Origin of the sequence: Candidatus Phytoplasma ziziphi (assembly GCF_003640545.1) — a bacterium.
GTDB classification, from domain to species: Bacteria; Bacillota_I; Bacilli_A; order Acholeplasmatales; family Acholeplasmataceae; genus Phytoplasma; species Phytoplasma ziziphi.
In genome coordinates, this window is the sequence record NZ_CP025121.1 from 536,330 (window position 1) to 557,110 (window position 20,781).

At 22.7% G+C, this 20,781-nt stretch carries 13 protein-coding genes; 1 reads left to right on the forward strand and 12 read right to left on the reverse strand.

Annotated features, from left to right (window positions below; translation table 11 throughout):
- The first annotated feature begins 35 nt into the window (after nt 1-35).
- Complete coding sequence (locus tag CWO85_RS02675; RefSeq protein ID WP_121464104.1) at nt 36-482, forward strand: hypothetical protein; 447 nt, start codon at nt 36-38, stop codon at nt 480-482.
- Nucleotides 483-1,732: 1,250 nt separating this feature from the next.
- Here the strand turns inward: CWO85_RS02675 and CWO85_RS03885 are convergent.
- From CWO85_RS03885 to CWO85_RS02730, 12 genes are all read right to left on the reverse strand, one after another.
- The gene (locus tag CWO85_RS03885) at nt 1,733-1,840 is read right to left on the reverse strand and encodes a DUF2963 domain-containing protein (RefSeq protein ID WP_121464105.1); all 108 of its coding nucleotides are present in this window, start codon (nt 1,838-1,840) and stop codon (nt 1,733-1,735) included.
- On the reverse strand, nt 1,806-2,024 hold the full coding sequence (locus tag CWO85_RS02685) for a DUF2963 domain-containing protein (protein WP_161554987.1): 219 nt from the start codon (nt 2,022-2,024) through the stop codon (nt 1,806-1,808). The genes CWO85_RS03885 and CWO85_RS02685 overlap by 35 nt, the downstream gene beginning before the upstream one ends.
- A gap of 458 nt (nt 2,025-2,482) precedes the next feature.
- Nucleotides 2,483-3,124, reverse strand: coding sequence for a M41 family metallopeptidase (locus CWO85_RS02690; RefSeq protein ID WP_121464107.1), 642 nt, complete (start codon nt 3,122-3,124; stop codon nt 2,483-2,485).
- 7 nt (nt 3,125-3,131) lie between these two features.
- A complete protein-coding gene (locus CWO85_RS02695) occupies nt 3,132-7,328 on the reverse strand; it encodes a hypothetical protein (protein WP_121464108.1) in 4,197 nt (1,398 codons plus the stop codon).
- 82 nt (nt 7,329-7,410) lie between these two features.
- Nucleotides 7,411-8,931, reverse strand: coding sequence for an ATP-binding protein (locus tag CWO85_RS02700; RefSeq protein ID WP_121464109.1), 1,521 nt, complete (start codon nt 8,929-8,931; stop codon nt 7,411-7,413).
- Between the two features lie 65 nt (nt 8,932-8,996).
- On the reverse strand, nt 8,997-9,779 hold the full coding sequence (locus tag CWO85_RS02705; RefSeq protein WP_121464110.1) for a hypothetical protein: 783 nt from the start codon (nt 9,777-9,779) through the stop codon (nt 8,997-8,999).
- Nucleotides 9,780-9,890: 111 nt separating this feature from the next.
- Nucleotides 9,891-11,237: a hypothetical protein gene (locus CWO85_RS02710; RefSeq protein ID WP_121464111.1), complete on the reverse strand. Its 1,347-nt coding sequence runs from the start codon at nt 11,235-11,237 to the stop codon at nt 9,891-9,893.
- 498 nt (nt 11,238-11,735) lie between these two features.
- Nucleotides 11,736-11,894, reverse strand: coding sequence for a hypothetical protein (locus tag CWO85_RS03650; protein ID WP_161554988.1), 159 nt, complete (start codon nt 11,892-11,894; stop codon nt 11,736-11,738).
- Nucleotides 11,895-12,711: 817 nt separating this feature from the next.
- Nucleotides 12,712-14,952, reverse strand: coding sequence for an AAA family ATPase (locus CWO85_RS02715; protein WP_121464112.1), 2,241 nt, complete (start codon nt 14,950-14,952; stop codon nt 12,712-12,714).
- A gap of 38 nt (nt 14,953-14,990) precedes the next feature.
- Entirely contained in the window at nt 14,991-16,853 is a 1,863-nt protein-coding gene (locus CWO85_RS02720; protein WP_121464113.1) for a hypothetical protein, read from the reverse strand.
- A 73-nt stretch (nt 16,854-16,926) separates the two neighbouring features.
- Nucleotides 16,927-18,279 carry a hypothetical protein gene (locus tag CWO85_RS02725; protein ID WP_121464114.1) on the reverse strand — a complete coding sequence of 451 codons (1,353 nt, stop codon included), beginning with the start codon at nt 18,277-18,279 and terminating at the stop codon, nt 16,927-16,929.
- A gap of 906 nt (nt 18,280-19,185) precedes the next feature.
- A complete protein-coding gene (locus tag CWO85_RS02730) occupies nt 19,186-19,497 on the reverse strand; it encodes a hypothetical protein (RefSeq protein ID WP_121464115.1) in 312 nt (103 codons plus the stop codon).
- Between the last annotated feature and the right edge of the window lie 1,284 nt (nt 19,498-20,781).

Sequence of the window (20,781 nt, forward strand, 5' to 3'; positions counted from 1 at the left end):
TAGAAGCATGGAAATAGAAGCATGGAAATAGAAGCATGGAAATAGAAGCAGAAAACACACGAATCCAAAATGATGTACAACAAGAAACAAACAAACGTATAGATTCAGTAGTTGACACGCAAAAAACACAAGAAGAAACACAAACAAACCAAGGCGGACAAATAACTGAAATAAAAGATACATTACAAGACCACAATACTCATTTAGTCAAACTTGAAGAACGAACAGTCTCAATAGGAGGAACACAAGATGATATAAAAAAAACACAAAAACAACAAGGTGAAAAATCACAAGAACAAGATGCAAAAATAGAAAAACAAGGTGAAAAAATAACTGAACAAGGTAAAGAACAAGAAAAAACAAACAAAAAAGTGGATTCAACACAAAAACAATTAAACAACGCAATAGACACAACAAATGCAAATCTAGAACGTCAAGAAGAAATTAATAATGATTTACAAGGACAAATAGTACGCAAATAACAAAAATTTAAATTGATGAATAAAATAAGAAGTTCAAAATATAGATACATTTAAATGTATCTATATTTTGAAACAAATCAAAATAAAGCCTATATAACAAAAAAACGAGACACACGCTCGTTTTAAAAAAAAAAAAAAAACAAAAAATTAAATTAGAACTTAAAACATTTATTATTTTATACAAAAATATAAAAATTTATATAAACAAAGCATAAAAAAATACAAATTAATTATATTTTTATATAAAAAAATAAAACGTAAATAAAAAAATGTATATAAATATAGGTAAAAAAGTAATAAAACACAATTAAACACAAAAATGTTATTAAGTTAATCAAAATTAAAGATTAAACCCAATTTTATGTTTAAAAAAAGAGAAATACATGTAGGAAACAAAAGAACAACTTAAAAATAAATAAAAAAGAAAATGTATAACTTAAATGAAATTATAGATTTTTTTGTTAATAAATTAAAATTTGATGGCGAAACACAAAAAAATATGTGATTCTAATAAAGGAAACAACTACAACGAAACAAAAAAACATATCTTTTTTATAATTATACAGAATACTAATAGGAATCATAGTTATCTACGATAGGTTTTACAATATATAAAAGTATAAAAATAAGTATTTAAATAAAAAAACGGCCAAATATAAAAACAAAACTCAAAAAATAAAAGCAAAACCAAGAGAACAAGCGGACAAAATAAAAATAACAACTGTAAGCAGTAATATAATAAAAATTATTATAAAATATATAACTGACTATATAAAAAAAAGTGGAGGTGCACGTAAGCAAGCTATAGTTCATCATCTTTTTACATTTTCTAAAAATTAAAAATCCACAAAACAAAAAATACTATATTTAAAAAACACAAATATAAGACATTTTTATAATAATAAAAAATAGAAAATTAACATTATAACAATAATAACCCACTCTTTATTTTAAAGGGTTATTTTTTTGTTGTCTAAAAATATAATTTTTTTAAAAAAATATAGATAATAAAAAAAACATTTTAAAAAAATTTTATCAAATTATCTTTTATATTATAAAAAAGGATTTTAAAGGAATGATCGTAATTTTTACTTGATAAAATTCTAACAACATGGTTATTTTGTATAATTAAAATAGACTAAAAAGTGATCCAATTTAGACTAACTACAGTTGATATCATAATTTAATTCTTTGATTTGATTTTTTTATATTTACTTTATTTTAGTTTTTTTAAAAAAAACTTATTCAAGTTAATTTTGTCTTATTGGACCATCATAATTATAATAAGTTGTTCTAATTTTATTTCCAGTAGATGGTTCAAATTCAGAGATGTATTTTTCGCTGCTCTGTTCGACCATCGGATTGAAAATTAGTTGATTTAATTTGTTTTCCCGTAGATGGATTAAATTCACAGATATATTTTATTGTTTGACAATTGGATTGGTAAATTATTTCTGTTTTTTTCGGTTCTTTAATTACTTCTTCTATAGCAGAAGTGTTTGGAGTTTTTGGTTTAGTGAAACGCCAATTTCCTAATATCAAAATAAAAATTAGGGCAAATTATTATAGGAATTGCCCAAAGACATATTTTTTTTGTTTGAGGTTTCATATTTGAGGTTTAATATTTGAGGTTTAATTCCTTTATTAATTTCATTTAAGTTAAAGTTAAAAAAGTTTTTTAACTTTAAAAATAATAATTTTAATCTTTTTTATTATTTCATATAAAAATTGTAGTTAAAAAAATAAATTATATATGTTTATTAAAAAATAATTTTAATTAAAAAAATTAATAAAAAAAAGACTATCAAATATTGATAATCTTTGAAATATTTTTAATAATTTTTAAAGTATTTTAAAATAAAGTGCCATATTTTGAATAAGTCCAAAAATAATAATCTTTTTATATATTTTTAATTGATTTTTAGGTTATTTCAAATAAAAGTTTCATGTTTTGTCTTTATTAGTTTTTTTTATACTCTTTTTTTAGGATATAATTTTTTTCAGATGTTTTTTTGTAAAGGGTATTTTTTTAAAATATCTTCGATATCTTTTAATAATAAAGTTTTTTTAATAAATAATTTTTCAGCAATTTTAGTTAAGGTAGTTTGATTTAATTCAATTAATTTTTGACATTCTTTATGTAAACGATCATAATCTTTTTCTGGTGTAGTAGAATGACTTTGAACTAAAAAACTTACATTAGCGTGGTCACTACCTGAACCCTTACCTACTTTATCTTTGGGAATTTGTTTTCTTTTGGCTAATAGACTTTCAGATGACGTTCCACCAAAAGAAACTAAAGATTCAGCTTGCCAATTTCTTTTTTTAATTTGAAAATCACAATGACCTAAAATAGCTCCATAAGGTTTAATAGTAACCCCTACAAATTCAAAGTATTCAGGATACAAAAGAGTTATAATAGCATGTCCTGATTCATGATAACTTGTAATTTTATCTTCAGATAAATAAATCTCGCCTTCTAAAGAATCCTCAGAATTAATATCGAATAGTTCAGAAAAAAAATTATTAATTAGAACACGATTCTCTGTATATAAAAAAATCGATAAACAAAAATTTATAGCAAATATCCATAAAAGACAGATTAAATAATTTTTATTTTTTATTATAAAATGATTATTCATTAGTAATTTACTCTATATTTGTTCCGGAGAAATATTTATTATTATATTTGGAATCGAAGTATTCATTTAACGACCAACAAAAACTAGCGTATTGAAAATAAGGAAGATACACATCAATATTTATTTGATCGGATGCATAATAAGTTGTATGATTTGAAGGATTTTGTTCATTATTAGGAAATTTCTCTTTAATCAATTTATTTAACCAATCAATAAAATTAAATTTCACTTCAACAAAAGGAAATGATTTTGCATTACTATATTTATAATTTTTAAAAACATCTTTAAATGGTTCAAATGGTTCAAAAGCATTTGTTTCATTAGTAAAATTTTTTTTAAATGAATTAGTTAATGTGTTTTTAAAAGAATTTTGTTTGCCTTCATAATTAATTGTTAAAGAAGCATATTGTTTTTTGTTAATTTCTAATTTTTGTTCTAAATCTATTTTTTCATTTTTTTTATTTCCTTTTTCTTTTTCTAATAAATCAATTAAAGTTAGTAATTTTTTTTGTCTTTCTTTCGCAATTGTCTCTTTTTGTTTTTCTTCTTGTAATTTAGTATTTAAATAATCTTTTTCTTTTGTTTTTTTTTCAATTTCATTAGTTAAAGGATCAATTTGTTTTTGTAATTGAGTTTGTGTATTTTTAACATTTATTTCATTTTGTTCTTTTTCTTTTGTTTTGTTTTGAATTTCATTAGTTAAAGGATCAATTTGTTCTTGTAATTGAGTTTGTGTATTTTTAGCATTTATTTCATTTTGTTCTTTTTCTCGTAATTTAGTATTTAAATCATCTGTTTTGTTTTGAATTTCCTTAGTTAAAGAAGCAATTTGTGTTTGTAATTGAGTTTGTGTATCTTTAGCATTTTTTTCATTTTGTTCTTTTTCTCGTAATTTAGTATTTAAATCATCTTTTTCTTTTGTTTTTTTTTCAATTTCATTAGTTAAAGAAACAATTTGTGTTTGTAATTTAGTTTGTGTATTTTTAGTATTTATTTCATTTTGTTCTTTTTCTTTTGTTTTGTTTTGAATTTCCTTAGTTAAAGGATCAATTTGTTCTTGTAATTGAGTTTGTGTATTTTTAGCATTTATTTCATTTTGTTCTTTTTCTCGTAATTTAGTATTTAAATCATCTGTTTTGTTTTGAATTTCATTAGTTAAAGAAGCAATTTGTTTTTGCAATTGAGTTTGTGTATCTTTAGTATTTATTTCATTTTGTTCTTTTTCTTGTATATTTTGATTCGAATAATATCGAATATTTTGATCTAATTTAGATAAATGTTGTTTGTTTTTTTCAATCTGTATATTAACTTCTCTTATTTGTTTTTCTTCTTTATGTTGATTTTCCACAATATTGATTAATTCTTCCATAGCTTTTTTAAACATTTGTATGTTCGAATCTAATAGATGAGGTTCTCCTATATAGTTAAACAAAATATTTAATTTTTCGTTATTTTCCGGAATTTGAAATTTTAAATAATATAATTGTGATTGTAAAAGTCGTAATTGAGATCGGAGAGAATAATCTTTAAAATTTTGTGTTTCAACTGGTGTATAAATTTTTCGTTCTAATTCATCTTTTTTATTTTTAACTTCTAGTTTCGTCATACCTTGATTAAATTCAAAATTTTTAAATTCTTCTTTTAATTCGGATAATATTTTATTCAATTCAATATTATGATCTTCATTAATATTTTGCGGTTCTTGCATTTCTTGAAAACTTTTTCGAACATAATTTTGACGTTCGTTCGAATATTGTTCTTTTAAATCAGTGCTTTCTTCCAATTTTATATTACAATTCTGATTTCGAAAATTTTCTATTAAAGCTTTTTTATAATTATTTAAAAATTGCCCAATCCATTCAATATTATGCAAAGACCAATTAAAATCTTGTGTGTCTGTACAAGATATACGAGTTAAATGTTTTTCTATTAGGTCACATTGTTCATCTATATTTTTTTTAGTTAATTCTGTTGAAGTCAATGAAAAATTTGTGTTTTGTATAAACGAGTTGCCTATTTCTTGCTCTTCTTTTTTTACATTAACATTATTTTGTTCTATATCTTTTAAAATAGACGTTACTAATCGATAATATTGAATTTGTAAATCACTAATAATATTTAAATATGGATTTAAAATTGTTTCTTCTTTAAATTTAAAATAATCTTTATAAGTTTGAATTCTTGCATCAATGATATTCCAATTATCTATAAACTCAGTCATTTTAGATAAATATATTTTGGTCAAAGTTTCTAAATTGTTTTTAAGAGGATGCGATTTATGATGAGGATTTTCTTTTAATTTTATTTCTAAATTTGTTTTCTGTTGAGTTTTATTTCTAATTTCATGTTGTAATGAAACTCGTTGTTTTTCTGATAATTGAATATTTGAATTTTTTTGTTGTTGTTTTTTATCTTCAATTTCATTAGTTAAAGAATTAATTTGTTCGTTTATTGAATTTTTTTTGTTTGAATCTAATGTGTCTTTATCCGAAACATTAATAAAATCAATTAAATTTTGAGTTTCATCAATAGTTGTTTTTATTTCATCGCCATAAAATTTAAAAGGAGCTTCAATATATTCTTCTACGATTTTATTAAGTTGAAATTGTAGTTGATCTTTTAAATCTTCGGGGTTTTGTAAATAAATAGTTTTTAAATCATCACCTAAAGAGGCTGTATCTAAAAATTGTTTGTTCTCTTGCGACGACGGATTTATAGAAGGATCTGAATATCTATGATCGATATCTTGTGTTTGATAATCTAATTCTTTCTTTAAATGCGACAAGTATTCATTAAGTTCCTCTGATTTTGATTTATATTTCCCTTCATATTTTGTTTTAATGTTTGTTAAAATATTTTTTTCAGACAAACTATCAGAAGTTAAATTTTTTTTTTTATCATTAATAATATAACCTAATTTTTTTTTTTCACTTTCTGTACAAAGACAACTAGAATGAAAAACAAAAACACTATAATCGACATACATTTGATATAAATAGTTTTTTAAGTTACAATCACATTTTAATAAATCCTTATTCATTAATTCATCGTTTCTATGGATTATATGTTCAATTAATTCTTTTTTATTCAAACCGGGACTTAATAAAATATTATTTAAACTTGTTTTAGAAGGAAATTCTTTTGGAAAATCTTGTTTTTTACGACTAGGAGAACTTAACATTTCTTTTAAAAAATTTCTTGTATTTTCTAAATTTTTATCAAAATCATTTATTAATTTTTCTTTACGTTCTACTTTTAATTTTTCATCTATCGGATCTAAATATTTAATAAATTCTTTATTATTTTCAAAAAGATTTGCTAATTTTTCTCGTCTGTTTGGTTCCTTTTCTTTCTTATATTCGTTAACCCATTGATCTATTAAATTTGAAAAATCTTCTTGCAATTTATGTGTTTCATCATGTGTGATAAAATTATATCCAGTATAATATGGGTCAAATTCCTTTAATATTTTATAAAAGTATCTTAAATATTCTATTTTAAATTGTAAATTAGTCACTTCTGGTAGATAACTAAAAAGTTGAGTTCTTTTTTTTAAATTATCCGAATCTATTTGTTCTGGATGACATAATTCATATTCATTTGGACAATCATATTTACGATTTAGTTTTGTATTTAAAATAAAATCAAAATATAAATAATAAAAAAAATTATTATATGTATTACAGTATTTTTTACTTTTATAATTTTGAAATAATCCTAATTCTCTGACATTAGGATCTAAAAAAAAATCTTTTTTTTCTAATAATTTGAAATTTTTTTTTCTTTGTTGTAATGTTTTTATTTCTTCTTCGTTGGATGTTTCGGTACACAAATGATCTATATACGATATTTCATATTCTCGATAATACTCCAAAAACTCATCAAAAATTTCTTTTCTTTGATCTTTAGGTAATTTATCATAATACTCTTTGCCTTTTTCAAAACTTTGTAACATTGGAGTTATATCTTCTTTAAAATCATAAAACATTTCAAAAAGTTTTTCTTTTCTTTGAATTGTTTCTTGAATACAGTTATCTTCTTGTTTTTGATAAAGTTTTTTGTGTGTTTGGTTAAGATCTTCTTGTTCATTTTCTGAACCGTATATCAAATGACAAAAGAAAATTAAAAAAGAAAAAGTAAAAACAAAAAGTAAAAAAGACAACAAAGACTTTTTCAAATATTTTGAAATCTTTTGTTTTTGCATTCATAACTCCTTTTATCAAAATGGACATATCTTTATTGTTTTAGATCCTCAATTTTTTTGTTTTATTGTTTGTAGTTGGATCCTAAAATTTTTTTGTTTGTTTCTCTGTAATTTCATTACAATATGTATTAATTTTTTCAAACTCTAGTTGATTTCCGAAATATTCTCTAAAAGTTTCTTCTAAATCAGTAATTTCTATTTGCATCGGTATTCTTTTATTTTCAAGTACTCCTTTATTTTTACGTTCTACACGACGAACAGCTTTTTCAGCTACATTCAACATCATGGCTTTCATTTTTCGTCCTGAAGTTAAATCATAAAAATATTTTTTAACTTTTTCTAAAGTTTCAATATCATATAAAGGTAATTTTTTATCATTCGCTTCTTTCACTTTTAATTCAAAGTTTTTCCATCCTATTGTGTCTTCAAGGATTGTTTTACATGCGTCTTCTTCATTATTAAATTTATCTAAAGCATTTTGATATAAATCATTAATTTTTATGTTATTGGCTCTAGCATTTTTGAATGCTAAATCTTGTCTTTTTAATTTATCATCTAAAGTTTCTAAATTACCACCAGGATTATCTTGGTTAGATATTCCTTTTATCTCAGTAGTCCCTAAAGCAGGAATATAATAACCATGTTTAATAGCGATAGCGAATAATTCAGGATTTCTTAAAGCTATGTTCATTTTATTAACAAACAAAGGAATATAATAATCACGAGCATATTTTTCTATTTTTAAATTACCCATATCATTGATGACCATTCGAATGTAACCAAGTCTTTGATTTTCTGATTGATTACCAACATATAAAGATTCACAACGAGAACGGATAGCTGAATCAATTTTGTCTAAATGGTTAGTAGCTGCAAGAAAAAAAACCGGTCTTTCTTTATCAGATTTAACCCCTTCAATTTCTTGTAAAAAAGTATCTGTTTTTTTACCATCTCCATCTTCTAATAAATTCGCATTTTTTTCATCTCTGGATTTCAAAATCTCTTCCGCTTCATCTACAAAAATACAAGAAGGGCTATTATTTCTAGCTTTACGCCAAATATCTTCGATTTCTTTTAATGTATGCGCACTAGTAATGGTGTAAAAATTCATTTCCGAATCTTTAGCGAAACCCTCAGCAAGTGTTGTTTTTCCTGTTCCTGGAGGTCCGTAAAAAATAATTCCCTTAGGAAAAGGAAGACCTGATTTTTTTGTAGTAATCTGATTATATTTATCTTTATTTTCCGGTTTCCATCTATGTATATAATCATTTAATCTACCTTTAATTTCGTCGGCGCCAAAAAATTTATCTAGCGAGTCAAACCCATCACTATTAAGTTCTTGAGGAGTAAATAATTCTACTAAAGAACTAACATCGCCTAAATGATTATTATTAGATAAAGGTGTAGAAATCGGTAATGGAGGCATAGATGAAGGATTTGGTAAATTAGCCGTCTCATTTTCTTTATTTGAAGAGTGTAAAAAAACAATAACAGCTAAAATAAATGATAAAGAAGTTAATAAAATTAAACATGCTAAAAAACTTATATTGACTAAACTAAATTTCGAAGATTTATTTTGACTTTGATTCTGAACTGTTTCCATAAATTTTCCTTCTTTTTTTGATTTAAAATTTTCGAATTAAAAATTAATTACAATGTAAAAATTTCTTAATGTAAAAGTTCCTTAATAAGAACTTCGCTTCTTTCTTGTCGGATTAAATTTAATAAAAATTTTGTATAATCTTTACTAATAATATATTTTAATTCTGTTAAATGATTTTTTTCTATTTCTGAAAATGATGACTTAATTAAACGTTCTATTTGTTTAACTCCGTCTAATGTTAGTTCTAATAAAAAAGCATAACCATTTAAATATTGTCTTAATTTAAGGACTTTGTCTTCTCTGTATCGTAAATCGCTTTTATTGAAACGAGTTTTATTTCCTTCTTCTAAATCTAAAATATATTTATCTCTTGTTTCACAAATTTTAAGATATTTACTCATATATTCAGCAAGTGCGTCAAAATTAGCTTTTTCATTACGATCTGATACGCTATTAGATTCATCTGTAAAATACTTTTTATATTTTTCAAAAGTATCTTTGCTTTTTTTATCTTGTTTATTTGTTTTAAAAGTGCTTTGTAATTCTTTAATTTTGTCTTCTATATTATTTAATTCTTTTAAATTACTAGATGGATATCCAATATCATTCAAAAAAAACTTTTGTTCTTTGAATTCTTGTTCAAATTTTTCTAATATTCCTTCTTTGTCTTCATTAACTTCATGTTCGCTTGGAGTATTCAATTTTTCTAATTTTATGTTTTCAATACTTTTTTGTAAATCATTAGATTTTGTTTGTAATTTAAAATAAACAAAAATTAAAATTAAAATCACTATAAAATTAAATATTGAACTGATGACTATAAATAAAAATTTTTTTTCCTTTGACATTATATTTGTTCCTTTCTTGACAAAAAAATTATTTTTAAATTAAATATTAAAGTTTGATATCGGTTAATCTTCATAATGAAGTTTTAGATGACCTTATTTTTATTTTTAATATTAGATTTCATTTCTTATAACAATTCCTGATGTACCAATTAATTCCCATAATTTATTTAATTCCTCTTTATGTTCTTGATAATCATTACTGCCTAAAATTAGGAAGATTGATCGCGATAATTCATTATATCTTTCGTCGCTGTCTAAAATTTTAAAGATTGATTGCGATAATTCATTATGTTGTGGATAATTATTACCGCCTGAAGGTAAATTAAAATAAATATTTTCATTAGTCAATTTATTTATTATTTTGATTCTAGTTATTATTTGGTTTCCGCTGATTTGATACGATAAAATATTTTCGAAATCATAATAATTTGCAATTATATTTTCGAAATATTTATTTTTGTCATGAATGCTTTTTTTTTCATGAATGTTTTCCAAATATTTTTTTTTCAACGATTCTTTTTTTTCAAAGAATTTATTTAAATATTCTTTGTTTTTTTTACTTTTTTCATCTTCTTTTGTAATTTGTCTATTCTTTTTTCGATAAATGAAAAAATCATTCCTATCAAAATCATTTAAAGCTTCAATTGCTAAACGCAAATAATATGAAATTTCATTATAAGCAATTTTTAAATCATGGTTATTTGATAAATCATCATTTTTAAATAATAAATTATTTAATTCAAGATAATTTTGTCTTAATGTTTGGCAAATGAACAAAGTTTCTTTTTGTTTTAATTTTTTTTGTATTTTCTCTTCCTGTTTTTCAATTTCTTTATTTTTTAGATTGATATCATAGATATCTGTATAAAAAGATCTTAAAAAAGGATTTCGTTGAATTGATCGGAGATCATATTCATTTGAAAAATAATTAAAACTTATTAATTCTCGTAATTTACTTAATTCATCTATTAATTTACCTAATTGTCCTGATTTTGTATCGTGATCTGTTTTTTTATCTTTTAAAAGTTTTTGAAATTCTTTTGATTCTTTTGATTCTTTTGGTTCTTGTTCTAATTCAATTATTGAATTTCCCAAATTTATTTGAGATATTTTTAATTCATCATATTGTCCTGATTTTGTATTATTTAAATTATTTAATTTACCTTTAAAATTACCCACTAAATATCTTTGAGATTCTTTTAAATTTTCTAATTTCTTAGCATCAGGTATTTCAGATATTTTTAAACTATATATCTTTTTTAATAATTCATTAAATGATTTAGAATTAAGCGAACATAAATCGGTTATTGTTTTTTCTACATCTATTTCTTCTTGTTCTGGATGTGAGTCGCATTTTTTATAAATTTTTCTATAAATAAAAATACCTAAAATAAAAAATAAAATAAAGGCACATAAAGCGCCAAAACCTAAAATAATTTTTTTCTTTTTTTGTTCCATCGACAAAATATAAACCTCTATGTTCTAGATAATAAAAAGATAAAAAATAAAATCATGCTTAATATAAGTAAAAACTTTATTTTAATTCAAAATAATTACTATTTTTAAATAAATAAGAGTTTTTATAATAAGTGTCTTGACGATAATAAATTCAAAAATAAAATAATAATTCTAAAATTTACTATTGTAATAATTTTAAATTAAAAAAAAAAAAAAACAAATTTTATGTTTCAATTATCTTATTAAAAAAACATGAATTTTAAAAATTATGTTTTCGGATTCGATACTCATAAAAATTGTTTTTTTATTATAAAAAATTTATACATTATTATTATAAAATAAGTTTTAAGATAGTTTTTTTAAAAATTTAAATAAAAATAAAAAATCATTTGTTTTAATAAATTATTATTATTTATATTTTAAACCCTTTTTGAAGAATATATTGTTTTTTTTCTAAGTTTTTTAAATAATAAAATTTATTTTTTTATGTAAAATAAATTAAATAAAGGTTAAAAAATGATAAATAAAAGCAAAAAAATCTAATATTTTGACATCTTGAACTGTGGTAATAATCTCTTTTGGTTTGATCGCTAATTGAGTTGTTAACGTTTCAATTTGACGATCTTGGTTATTAAAGCGTGAATTTAATTCTCGCATTTGCGTATGGATGTGTTCATTTTGAGATTTTAAATCACCGTTTTCGTTTTGTAATTGATCAATTTGGGTAAGTAATGATGGGTCGTTTTTGATAACTTCTTTTATAACTTCAGTTTTGATTTCAGTAGGTTTCGATTCTAATTGTGTTTGTAAAGTGCCTACTTGTCTTGTTAATTCATTTATGTTGTTTACTAATTGAGGATTATTGATGTCTTTTTTGATGTTGTCGACTTGTTGTTTTAACTCGTTAATTTCGTTTGTTAATTTAACTTTGTCATCTTTTAATTGATTGTTTTCTAAATTAACGTTTGTGTTGATGACGTTTTTTTTGATTTTAGTTTCTAAATCAGCGATTTTTGCGTTTAAATTTTGGATTTCAGTTTGTGATTTAGCATTATCAGATACTTGTTGTCTAACGTTAGTTAACTCGTTTTTTAAATAAGTTCGATTTAAAAGAAAAAACTTATTAAAGTTAATTTTCTTTTATTGAATCAACGAGATTGAAATAAATCGTTTTAACAAATACTTCGTTAGATGAATTTATATTCAATGATATAATCTATATTTTGGAAGTCATCTTCGACAATAATTGATTTGATTCACTGTTTTGTTTTTTAATAAAAATATTTTAAAATATTATTTATTAAATAATAAAGATTTATCAACATTAAGTTATTAAAGTGTAATACTATCCAATAAAAAATCAATAAAATAAATTTAATATTAAATGATCAATATTTTCATAAAAAAAGACCTTTTTATTAAGGTCTTTTTTTTATTCAAAATACCAAAAAGCAATGAAATTTAATATTTTATTTTATTTTTTAGCAGAATTAATAATTTTTTGTAAAAGAACCATGTGTTTAGGGTCTGAAATATTTTCTATTTTGAAAAATTTATTAATCGCTGTTATTCCTTCTTGAGTTAATTCTGTAGCTTGAGTATTTGAACCTTTTCTAATAAAATAATCTTTAAATTTTTCTTTCATAAAACGTTCAATTTCTTGTTTTTCTCGACAAATTATTAAAGCGTTTGAAGCACAAGTTCGAATACTATCAAAGTAATTTCGAAGATTCATTCTTGCTTTTTGTAAAATGTCTCCATTTTTGTCAGAATCATTTATGTTATAATTTTCTTGAGCTTGTTCTAAACTTTTTTCCAATTTTTCTAATGTTTGAATTAAAAGAAAATTTTCGTTGTTTCGATACATCAATATTTTATCCAATCCTTCTTGTTTTAATCGAATTTGATTATTTTGGGAATCAATAACGTATTCTTCGTTTAATCGAAAATTTTTAATTATTTTTTGAAGTTCTTCTGCAAGATTTAAAGTAAGTGGTACTCCTTTTTCATCCATTTCTTCGTTATCAATCATTGATTTATAAGATGTTTTCAAATCGTCTATATCCATAGATTTACTTCCATGACAATTTTGTAAAATTTCTGGCGGAGTTTTCTGTTTTTGTTTATTATTTGTTACAAATTGTTCGTAATTTTGTTTTTTTATGTTCGATTCTTTTACATCTTTGTAATAATTTTTTTCATATTCTTTTTTAACTTCAGTTTTTAATTCATTTAACTCTGCTTCTGCTTTATCAATTTTTACTTTGTCTTGATTTTTTTGTTCTTTTAATTGTTCGATTTCTGATTCTTTGTTTCGAATATCAACTTGACTTTTTAAATAATTTAAAACTCTTGTAATTGATTGTTGATTGGCATCGTTAATCATTTTTTCTAAAACACGATAAGCTTTTTTATAATTTTTTTCTGTCGATATCACGTTACCCTTAGCATCATTTTCCGGTGGTAACAAATCTAAAGCTAAATTAATAGTATCTAATAAATATTCTGTTGCTTCTCGAGTGATCGGAGCACGTAATGAATTTAAAATAAAGAATAATTGTCTACGACGTTCATCAAAACGGCCTGGTTTTAATTCGAACTGAATACTAAAACGAGAAAGAATCGCTTTCTCGAAACCTTCTAAGTGATTGGTCGCTCCAACAACAAAAACTGGCTTACGATTAGCTTCTTCTTCGCCGCCTGGATAAACTTCTCTAAGTAAATTATCTGATGGTTCTAATTGGATTTTAAATTCATTAACGACATTGGTAATTTCTGATCCTGATGATAAAGTAGCGATATCAGAAAAAAGATTTTCACACTCATCTAAAAAAATAATCGCTCCTTTTCCGCTTTTCATAGCCGCTTTTCTAGCTAATTTAAATAAATCTTTTACCATTTTCGGAGCGACACCGTAATAAGTTTGTGAGAAAACAGAAGCAGAAGTTTCAATAAAAGGTAAATCAGTTTCTCGAGCTAATGATTTAGCAAATGCAGTTTTACCTGTTCCTCCGACACCATACATTAACAACCCGGTAGAGGATTTTATTTTTCCTTTATTTTCAAATAAATCACGATTTTTGACATATGTAACAAAACTACTTGATGCGCTTTTAGCATCATCTAAACCAACTAATTGTTTAAAAGATAAACCGTTTTCTGGTGGTTGGACCGAAAAATGATCATCCTTTAAATCTGAATAATTACATTTATTTTCTTTTTTATCATCTTCTGTTTTGTCTTTATCTTTTTCTTTATTTTCTTTTTGACCATCTTGTAATATTTTATTTGGTTCTTGATTTTTATTTGGTTCTTGATTCGATTCTTTTTTAAACTCTTGTTTCAAATCCTCTAAAAGATACTCGAGTAGTTCTTTATATTCTTCATCTCCAAAAGGTTTATTTCTTAAATTATTGATATCTTTTCTTAAATTATCAATTTCTGAATTACGTTCTGGAGATTTTTTGATTTTTTTTTCAATCTCTTCCATTTTACTTTTGGATTGCAAAAAAGCAAAAAGACAACTTAATATAACTCCGATAGAAAGAATTAAATTGATAAAATTCCACAAAAATACACTATTATTTCCGTTTGTTGGTATTTCGGGCATATTAAACTTAACAACAATTGGATGATCTTTATTTTTTTTTATCAGTTGTTGTTTTTTTTTAGTTTTTATTGTATTTTTTTGATTTTTTTCAATTTCTTTTTTCAAAAAAAAACCTTCTTCTTTTTTTAAATTAAAAATAATAATTATACAACTTTAGGTTCGTATTCTCTAATACCTCCTTTTAAAGAAAAGTCGGAATTAGAAACAGGTCTCATAGCAATTTTTGTGACTTTAATTTTTTTTTTATTATTTCTTTCAGTTCTTAACATATCTTTCAAAGTTTTTATATCTGTATTTCCAATAGATTTCAAATTTTTATGTTTTCCTCGGTTTTTAGAATAGTCTTTGTCAACTTCACGCTTATTTTCCTCTTCTAATTCTAAATATACTTCATCAGATATTTCTGGACCTTTACTTAGTGGAATATTATCATCAAGGAATTTTTTCGCTTTTTTTTGTTCTTCTTCTGATTGTTGCAAAAATTCCCTTTCAAAACGTTTAAGTGTTTTTTTAATTAATTTTCCGAATGATTCATTTTCTTCTAACTCTTCGTATTCAATTTCATCTATATCCCATTTTTTTGTTAAATGTAAAGAAGAATAAGTATCAGAAATAGTATTGTCATAAATTTTTTTAAGAAAGTAAAGCTTTATCGCAGAAACATTATTATTATCAAATTCTTTTTTAATATTATATTCTTTGTTTTTTTTAAAATCTATATAATTTTTATAATATAATTCATATTCTACTTCTATTTTTTTTGTTTCAGATGTATTATTTATTATTCGTTGCTGTTCTAGTTCTAAAGTTTTATCTTCTCTTTCCATTTCCAGAATATTCGCTTTTACACTTGTTAATTTGTTATCGTTATCTGTTTTTGTACTAGATTTAGTAAACCACGAACTCGAATATGATTCTTTTTTTGATTCTAAAAATTTTTGAAATTCTATAGCTTTTTTATAAGCTTTTAGCCTTAAAGATTTTAAATTTGATTCGAACTTTTTTTCACTTTTGTTTTTCTTATGACAATCCATTAATTCTTGATATGTTTTGTTTTCATATTCAACTTTTTTATTAGAAATAAAGTCCCAAATAAAAAATTTATCATTTTGTTTAAAGACTAGAAAAATAGGATTATCTTCTTTATAAATATCTTTAGATGCGATGTCTTTATTCAAAATATAATCTATTGAATAGATTATATTTTGATTTAAATCTGGGCCTAACCCGAAAATATAAAAAACATCATTTGTTTTAGACATTTTTTGAAAAGATGTCTTTTCATTTTGAAACTTATCAAAACGAGAAATTAAGTCATCTTTTTTAAGTAAATCATCTTTAAGATTAAATAAATAAATAGGATAATTATCTTTGTCAGTAATATCTAATTCACATTTAATTTTAATTTTTTTATCTTGCAATTCTTTATATTTTTTGTAATGGTTAGAATTAGTTTTAACTTCTATTTTGATATCATATTCCCATTCTTTTAAATCTATTAAAGAAAATTTTCTTTTTTGTTCTGGTTTCGATTGCAAATCATACATATCGTTTTTATAAGATTTTGTGATAATTTTGAATTCAACAAAAGGGGCATTTGGTTTGTTTTTATCTCTTTGATAACATTTAATATCGAATAAATCAGTTAAATTTTTATTATCTGAACTTTCATTTAAAATACTTACATCTAAATGATAAAAAAATGATAAATCTTTTAATTCTTTGTTTTCGTTTTTTAATTTTTTCTTTAATTTGTCATCCTTAAAAATCAATTTATAATAATAATTTTTTCCCTCTTCTATTTCTTCTCTACGATATAATTCAAAACTTAATTCAACTGATGGAAGCAATTTATTAGTTGATTCAGGATTTATTGTAAAAGAGGGGATTTTTTTACGAGGTATTTTAATAGTTATAGCTTGAACAAAATATAAAGGGGTAAAACAAAAAAGAATAATTATAAAAATGAAAAAAAAGAGGTTTCGAAATTTTCTTTTAAAAAACATTTCAAAAAAACCTCCTTTTTTTATATGTTATAAATATTTTGTTGATAATTTATTATTCGAAATTAATTAAATATTATGGTCTTGTTATTGTGTTTTTGATTGATCTATCACGTTTAACATTAATACTTCTTTTTGGAGCGGATTTACCTTCACTAGCCTTAGTAGGTCTATCAAGATTCATATTAGGCAACTTAGGACCCTTAGTTTCCGTAGTAAAAGAGTGAAGTTCGCCCGTGTCATCAACTAAATTATAATTAACTTGTACAAATAAAGTCAAATCATGATCATTATCCATAAAATCATCCTTATTTACTCCAGCTTGTTCTGATCCAAAAAAAGATTCATCTAAAGCCATTTCATTCCAAAAATTAATTAAAATAAGAGCTTTTGTTTTGATATAATCATTTGAATTTGTACCCTTTGGACGGATTAATTTTGGATAACATACGTTTGAATTATTTTTGTCATATGGTTTATAAATATAAAATTTTTTTGTATCACTTGAAATATTTTCAAATATATTATCAGGGGTAGGAATTTTGTGTTTTCCTATTATTTTCTGCTGGGGAGCTACCATTTCCACTGAACTTGAAGAATATGCTGAATAAAAATTATTCGCATTCTCACTCAATTCATTTTGTAAAGAAGTAGAGTTTTTTAATTTTTCTGATGTAAAAACATTATCTTTTGGTAGATAATATTGTCTTGATGAATTACTATATAATGCATTAACTTTGACTTTGTCTTCTGAGACTTTGTCTTCTTCTAACCAATTATATTGATATTTAAAACTCGATCCATTCTTTACTTCATTATCAAAAACAACATAAGAACCGAAATATTTTTTCTGATCTTCTGGTTTTCCTGAAAATGTTCCTTGATCATTTGCTACTTCATATGTAAATTCACTGAAATCTAAAAGTTTTGCCCTGTCTGCTTCATCAAATTTTTTTGGATCTTTATCTTGCAATTCCTTCGGAACTAAAAAAAACTTTACTCCGACCTCGACATTAGCTTGTTTTTTGATGTCTTCATGAAAACTACTATTAACATCAATAATTTTGCCATTTTCATATTTATCTTTGACAAATAATTCATGTAAAAATTGAGATATATAGCTTTCCTCTGGTTTTGTTGGATTAGGTATATCATTACTATTTTTAGCTATTAAAACAGATTTATGTAAATCGTGTGATTCTGTCAAATCATTACCATCGATATATTCATCCATAGTCACCGAAAGTTTTAATTTAGAATTTCTTCCTTTTACACCAAACTTTTTCCAAGACAAGAACTGAAAAGGATTCTTATCATTTATTACTGCCACAGTAAAACCAATCAAAGAAGCAGCTACTAAAACTAAAACAAATAAAATTCCTTTTTGCAACTTAGAAAAAGAATTTGATCTTTTTTTTGATTTTTTCAATTTTTTTCACTTCCTCTTTCTTTTTAAAATTCAAATATTAAATATTAAATAATAATATTTTCAAATAATTTAATAATTTTTCTAAAAAGAAATATTTTAAGTCAAAAATTAACTCAAAAAATTAAATTAATTATATAACTTAATATATATTAAAAAAAAAAAAAAAACAACTATTTAGTTACCGCATCAAAATAAAAAAAGAAAACTAACTATGATAATTAGTTTTCCTAATCTAAACAAACTTCAAAAAATTAAATGAACAAGATTTTTATATTATTTTAAAAAATAAATTTTCTTTTTTTATGAAATTAAAAAATCTAATAAAATTCATGACCATATAAAGAAATAAATATTTTCTCATTTAATTAATGAATATTAATATAAAAAATTATTATCATTAATTTAGTAATAAAAAAAGAAACAATAATAAAAATAAATCTTTTACATTTTATAAATAAAAAATCACTTAATAAATTTATTTTATTCATGAATTCACTTTTCAGGAAATAAATCTTTTGATTCAAAAACTTTTAATTCTAAAAAATCCTTAAAATCTTTTAAAAAATAACAAGTATGAAATCAAAAGTTCTTTTTTGAAAATCCATAAGTGTATTTTATTTAATTTCTAAATATTTTTCTAATAAATTTTTTTCTTTTAAAATATAAATATCATTTTAAACAACTTTTTTATATTTAGTTCCATATATAAACAACTCATTAATTTAGGTAAAAAATAGAGTTTAACTTCAAAAGTTAAACTCTTACAAATAAAAAATGTTGAAATTACCTATGACAGTGCGATTTATTAGAAACTTTAGCTTCATAACGAACTGCTTTTTTTATGAAATTTAAAATTATAAAATTTAAAATTATTTAAATTTTCTAGAATTAAAACCCTTTATATCTTTAAATTATTAATCCTTTTTGCAAATTAAATATTTTTCGTGTAAGATTTTCTTTTAGCATTTCTTGATAACATTTATTGATGGTATCAGTTATATATTTTCTAAATCCATTATTTAAAGGATTAAAATAAAAACGGCGTGTATAGTTATCATTTAATTTATTAAATTTGTCGATAAAAGGACATACAAAATAAGGTTCTGGTGTGTCAGCTTTAAAATGAAGGCCTCTTAATATTAAAAGACTATCAAAAACAATATCACAATGGATTTTCCCGTTTAGTTTTTTAAAAATGGCTACTTGTGTAATTGTCATTATTTTTTAATTCCTTTGTTTTATTTCTTTTCTTTTAATGGTTAATTAAATATTAACATTAACAAAATTAACACGATGTTTGAATCATCGGAAAGTATTTTGTTTTAAATCAATTTCCATTTTGATATCTTTTTTATTTCTTTTTTTAGGTTTTTATGAATTTCAATGTTTTTGTTCATTGTCATATTAGTTAATAGTACTTCTTTTTGAAATTCTTTTGAGTCTTGGATCCCAAAAAAATCTTTAATCTCTTTTTTATTCAATTTTGATTCTTTATTTAATGTTTTATTATTTTATTTTAAAGCATTATTAAGATTATCTAATTCCAAAAGTTCTTTATGTGTATTTTGGTTTCGAGTTGTATAAAAATTTAGGTAATGCTTTTCACTGCTTTATTAAATTAATACTTTTTAAAACAATTAATTTTGGAAAACCAAATTATTTATTTTATGTTTTAATGCTAACACAAAAAAATAAAATATCAAATATAAAATAAAAAAATTTTTAATTTTGAAAAAGTTCTAAATTATCAAAGTAGTTACCTTTTGTTAATATTCTAATAAGTGTTTTCGAATCAACAAAATATTCATTTTCAATAATAAATATTATTTTGTCATAAATTAACATCTCTTGAAAAAATTCACTTATTGTTCTTGTGTCTTTTTTTGCCTATTTCTTTTTCGTATTCATGTTGTGATTTCATTATTACGTCCTCCCACGATTGGGTTCGTTCTTTATTGATTGTTATTTTATAATTTGCGTTTTTTTATTATGCGTTTATAAATCTAAAAGGGAGGTCGCTTTCTTTTGATTCCACTCCGTATTTTTTACAATTAACATACGTGTATGTTTATGTATTTTACTTATTTCCTCGTCTTCGCAGTTAAACAATGCTGTTATGTTTTCTATATTCTATTTCTCGGACTTACCTGTTATAATAAAACATTTCTATTTCATTCGATCTTGCGCTTTCCATATTTTCCTTATCTCTTGTTTATTTAATTTATTTTTAACGCGTTTTTTTATTTTCCTACGCATTTTTACTTTTTTTATATATAAAATCTTATTTTTTCATATTTACCCTGGATTTGTACTGGTTTTGTCCCATTTTTTTATAAAAAACCGCTTTTTTTAACTTTTTTTGTCAAAATTTATGTTTTTTTACACTTTTTTATCAAAATTTACATTTTTTTATGTTTTTTTTATATATTTTTGCTTTTTTTATATTTTCTATATATTTTCTATATATTTTTATGTTTTGTATATGTTTTGTTAAAAAAATTA

Bases quoted from the DNA above. Each gene is read 5' to 3' on its own strand.
- CWO85_RS02675 (WP_121464104.1), top strand. From the start codon at position 36: ATGGAAATAGAAGCAGAAAACACACGAATCCAAAATGATGTACAACAA.
- CWO85_RS03885 (WP_121464105.1), bottom strand. From the start codon at position 1,840: ATGGTCGAACAGAGCAGCGAAAAATACATCTCTGAATTTGAACCATCT.
- CWO85_RS02690 (WP_121464107.1), bottom strand. From the start codon at position 3,124: ATGAATAATCATTTTATAATAAAAAATAAAAATTATTTAATCTGTCTT.
- CWO85_RS02695 (WP_121464108.1), bottom strand. From the start codon at position 7,328: ATGCAAAAACAAAAGATTTCAAAATATTTGAAAAAGTCTTTGTTGTCT.
- CWO85_RS02700 (WP_121464109.1), bottom strand. From the start codon at position 8,931: ATGGAAACAGTTCAGAATCAAAGTCAAAATAAATCTTCGAAATTTAGT.
- CWO85_RS02705 (WP_121464110.1), bottom strand. From the start codon at position 9,779: ATGTCAAAGGAAAAAAAATTTTTATTTATAGTCATCAGTTCAATATTT.
- CWO85_RS02710 (WP_121464111.1), bottom strand. From the start codon at position 11,237: ATGGAACAAAAAAAGAAAAAAATTATTTTAGGTTTTGGCGCTTTATGT.
- CWO85_RS03650 (WP_161554988.1), bottom strand. From the start codon at position 11,894: ATGCGAGAATTAAATTCACGCTTTAATAACCAAGATCGTCAAATTGAA.
- CWO85_RS02720 (WP_121464113.1), bottom strand. From the start codon at position 16,853: ATGTTTTTTAAAAGAAAATTTCGAAACCTCTTTTTTTTCATTTTTATA.
- CWO85_RS02730 (WP_121464115.1), bottom strand. From the start codon at position 19,497: ATGACAATTACACAAGTAGCCATTTTTAAAAAACTAAACGGGAAAATC.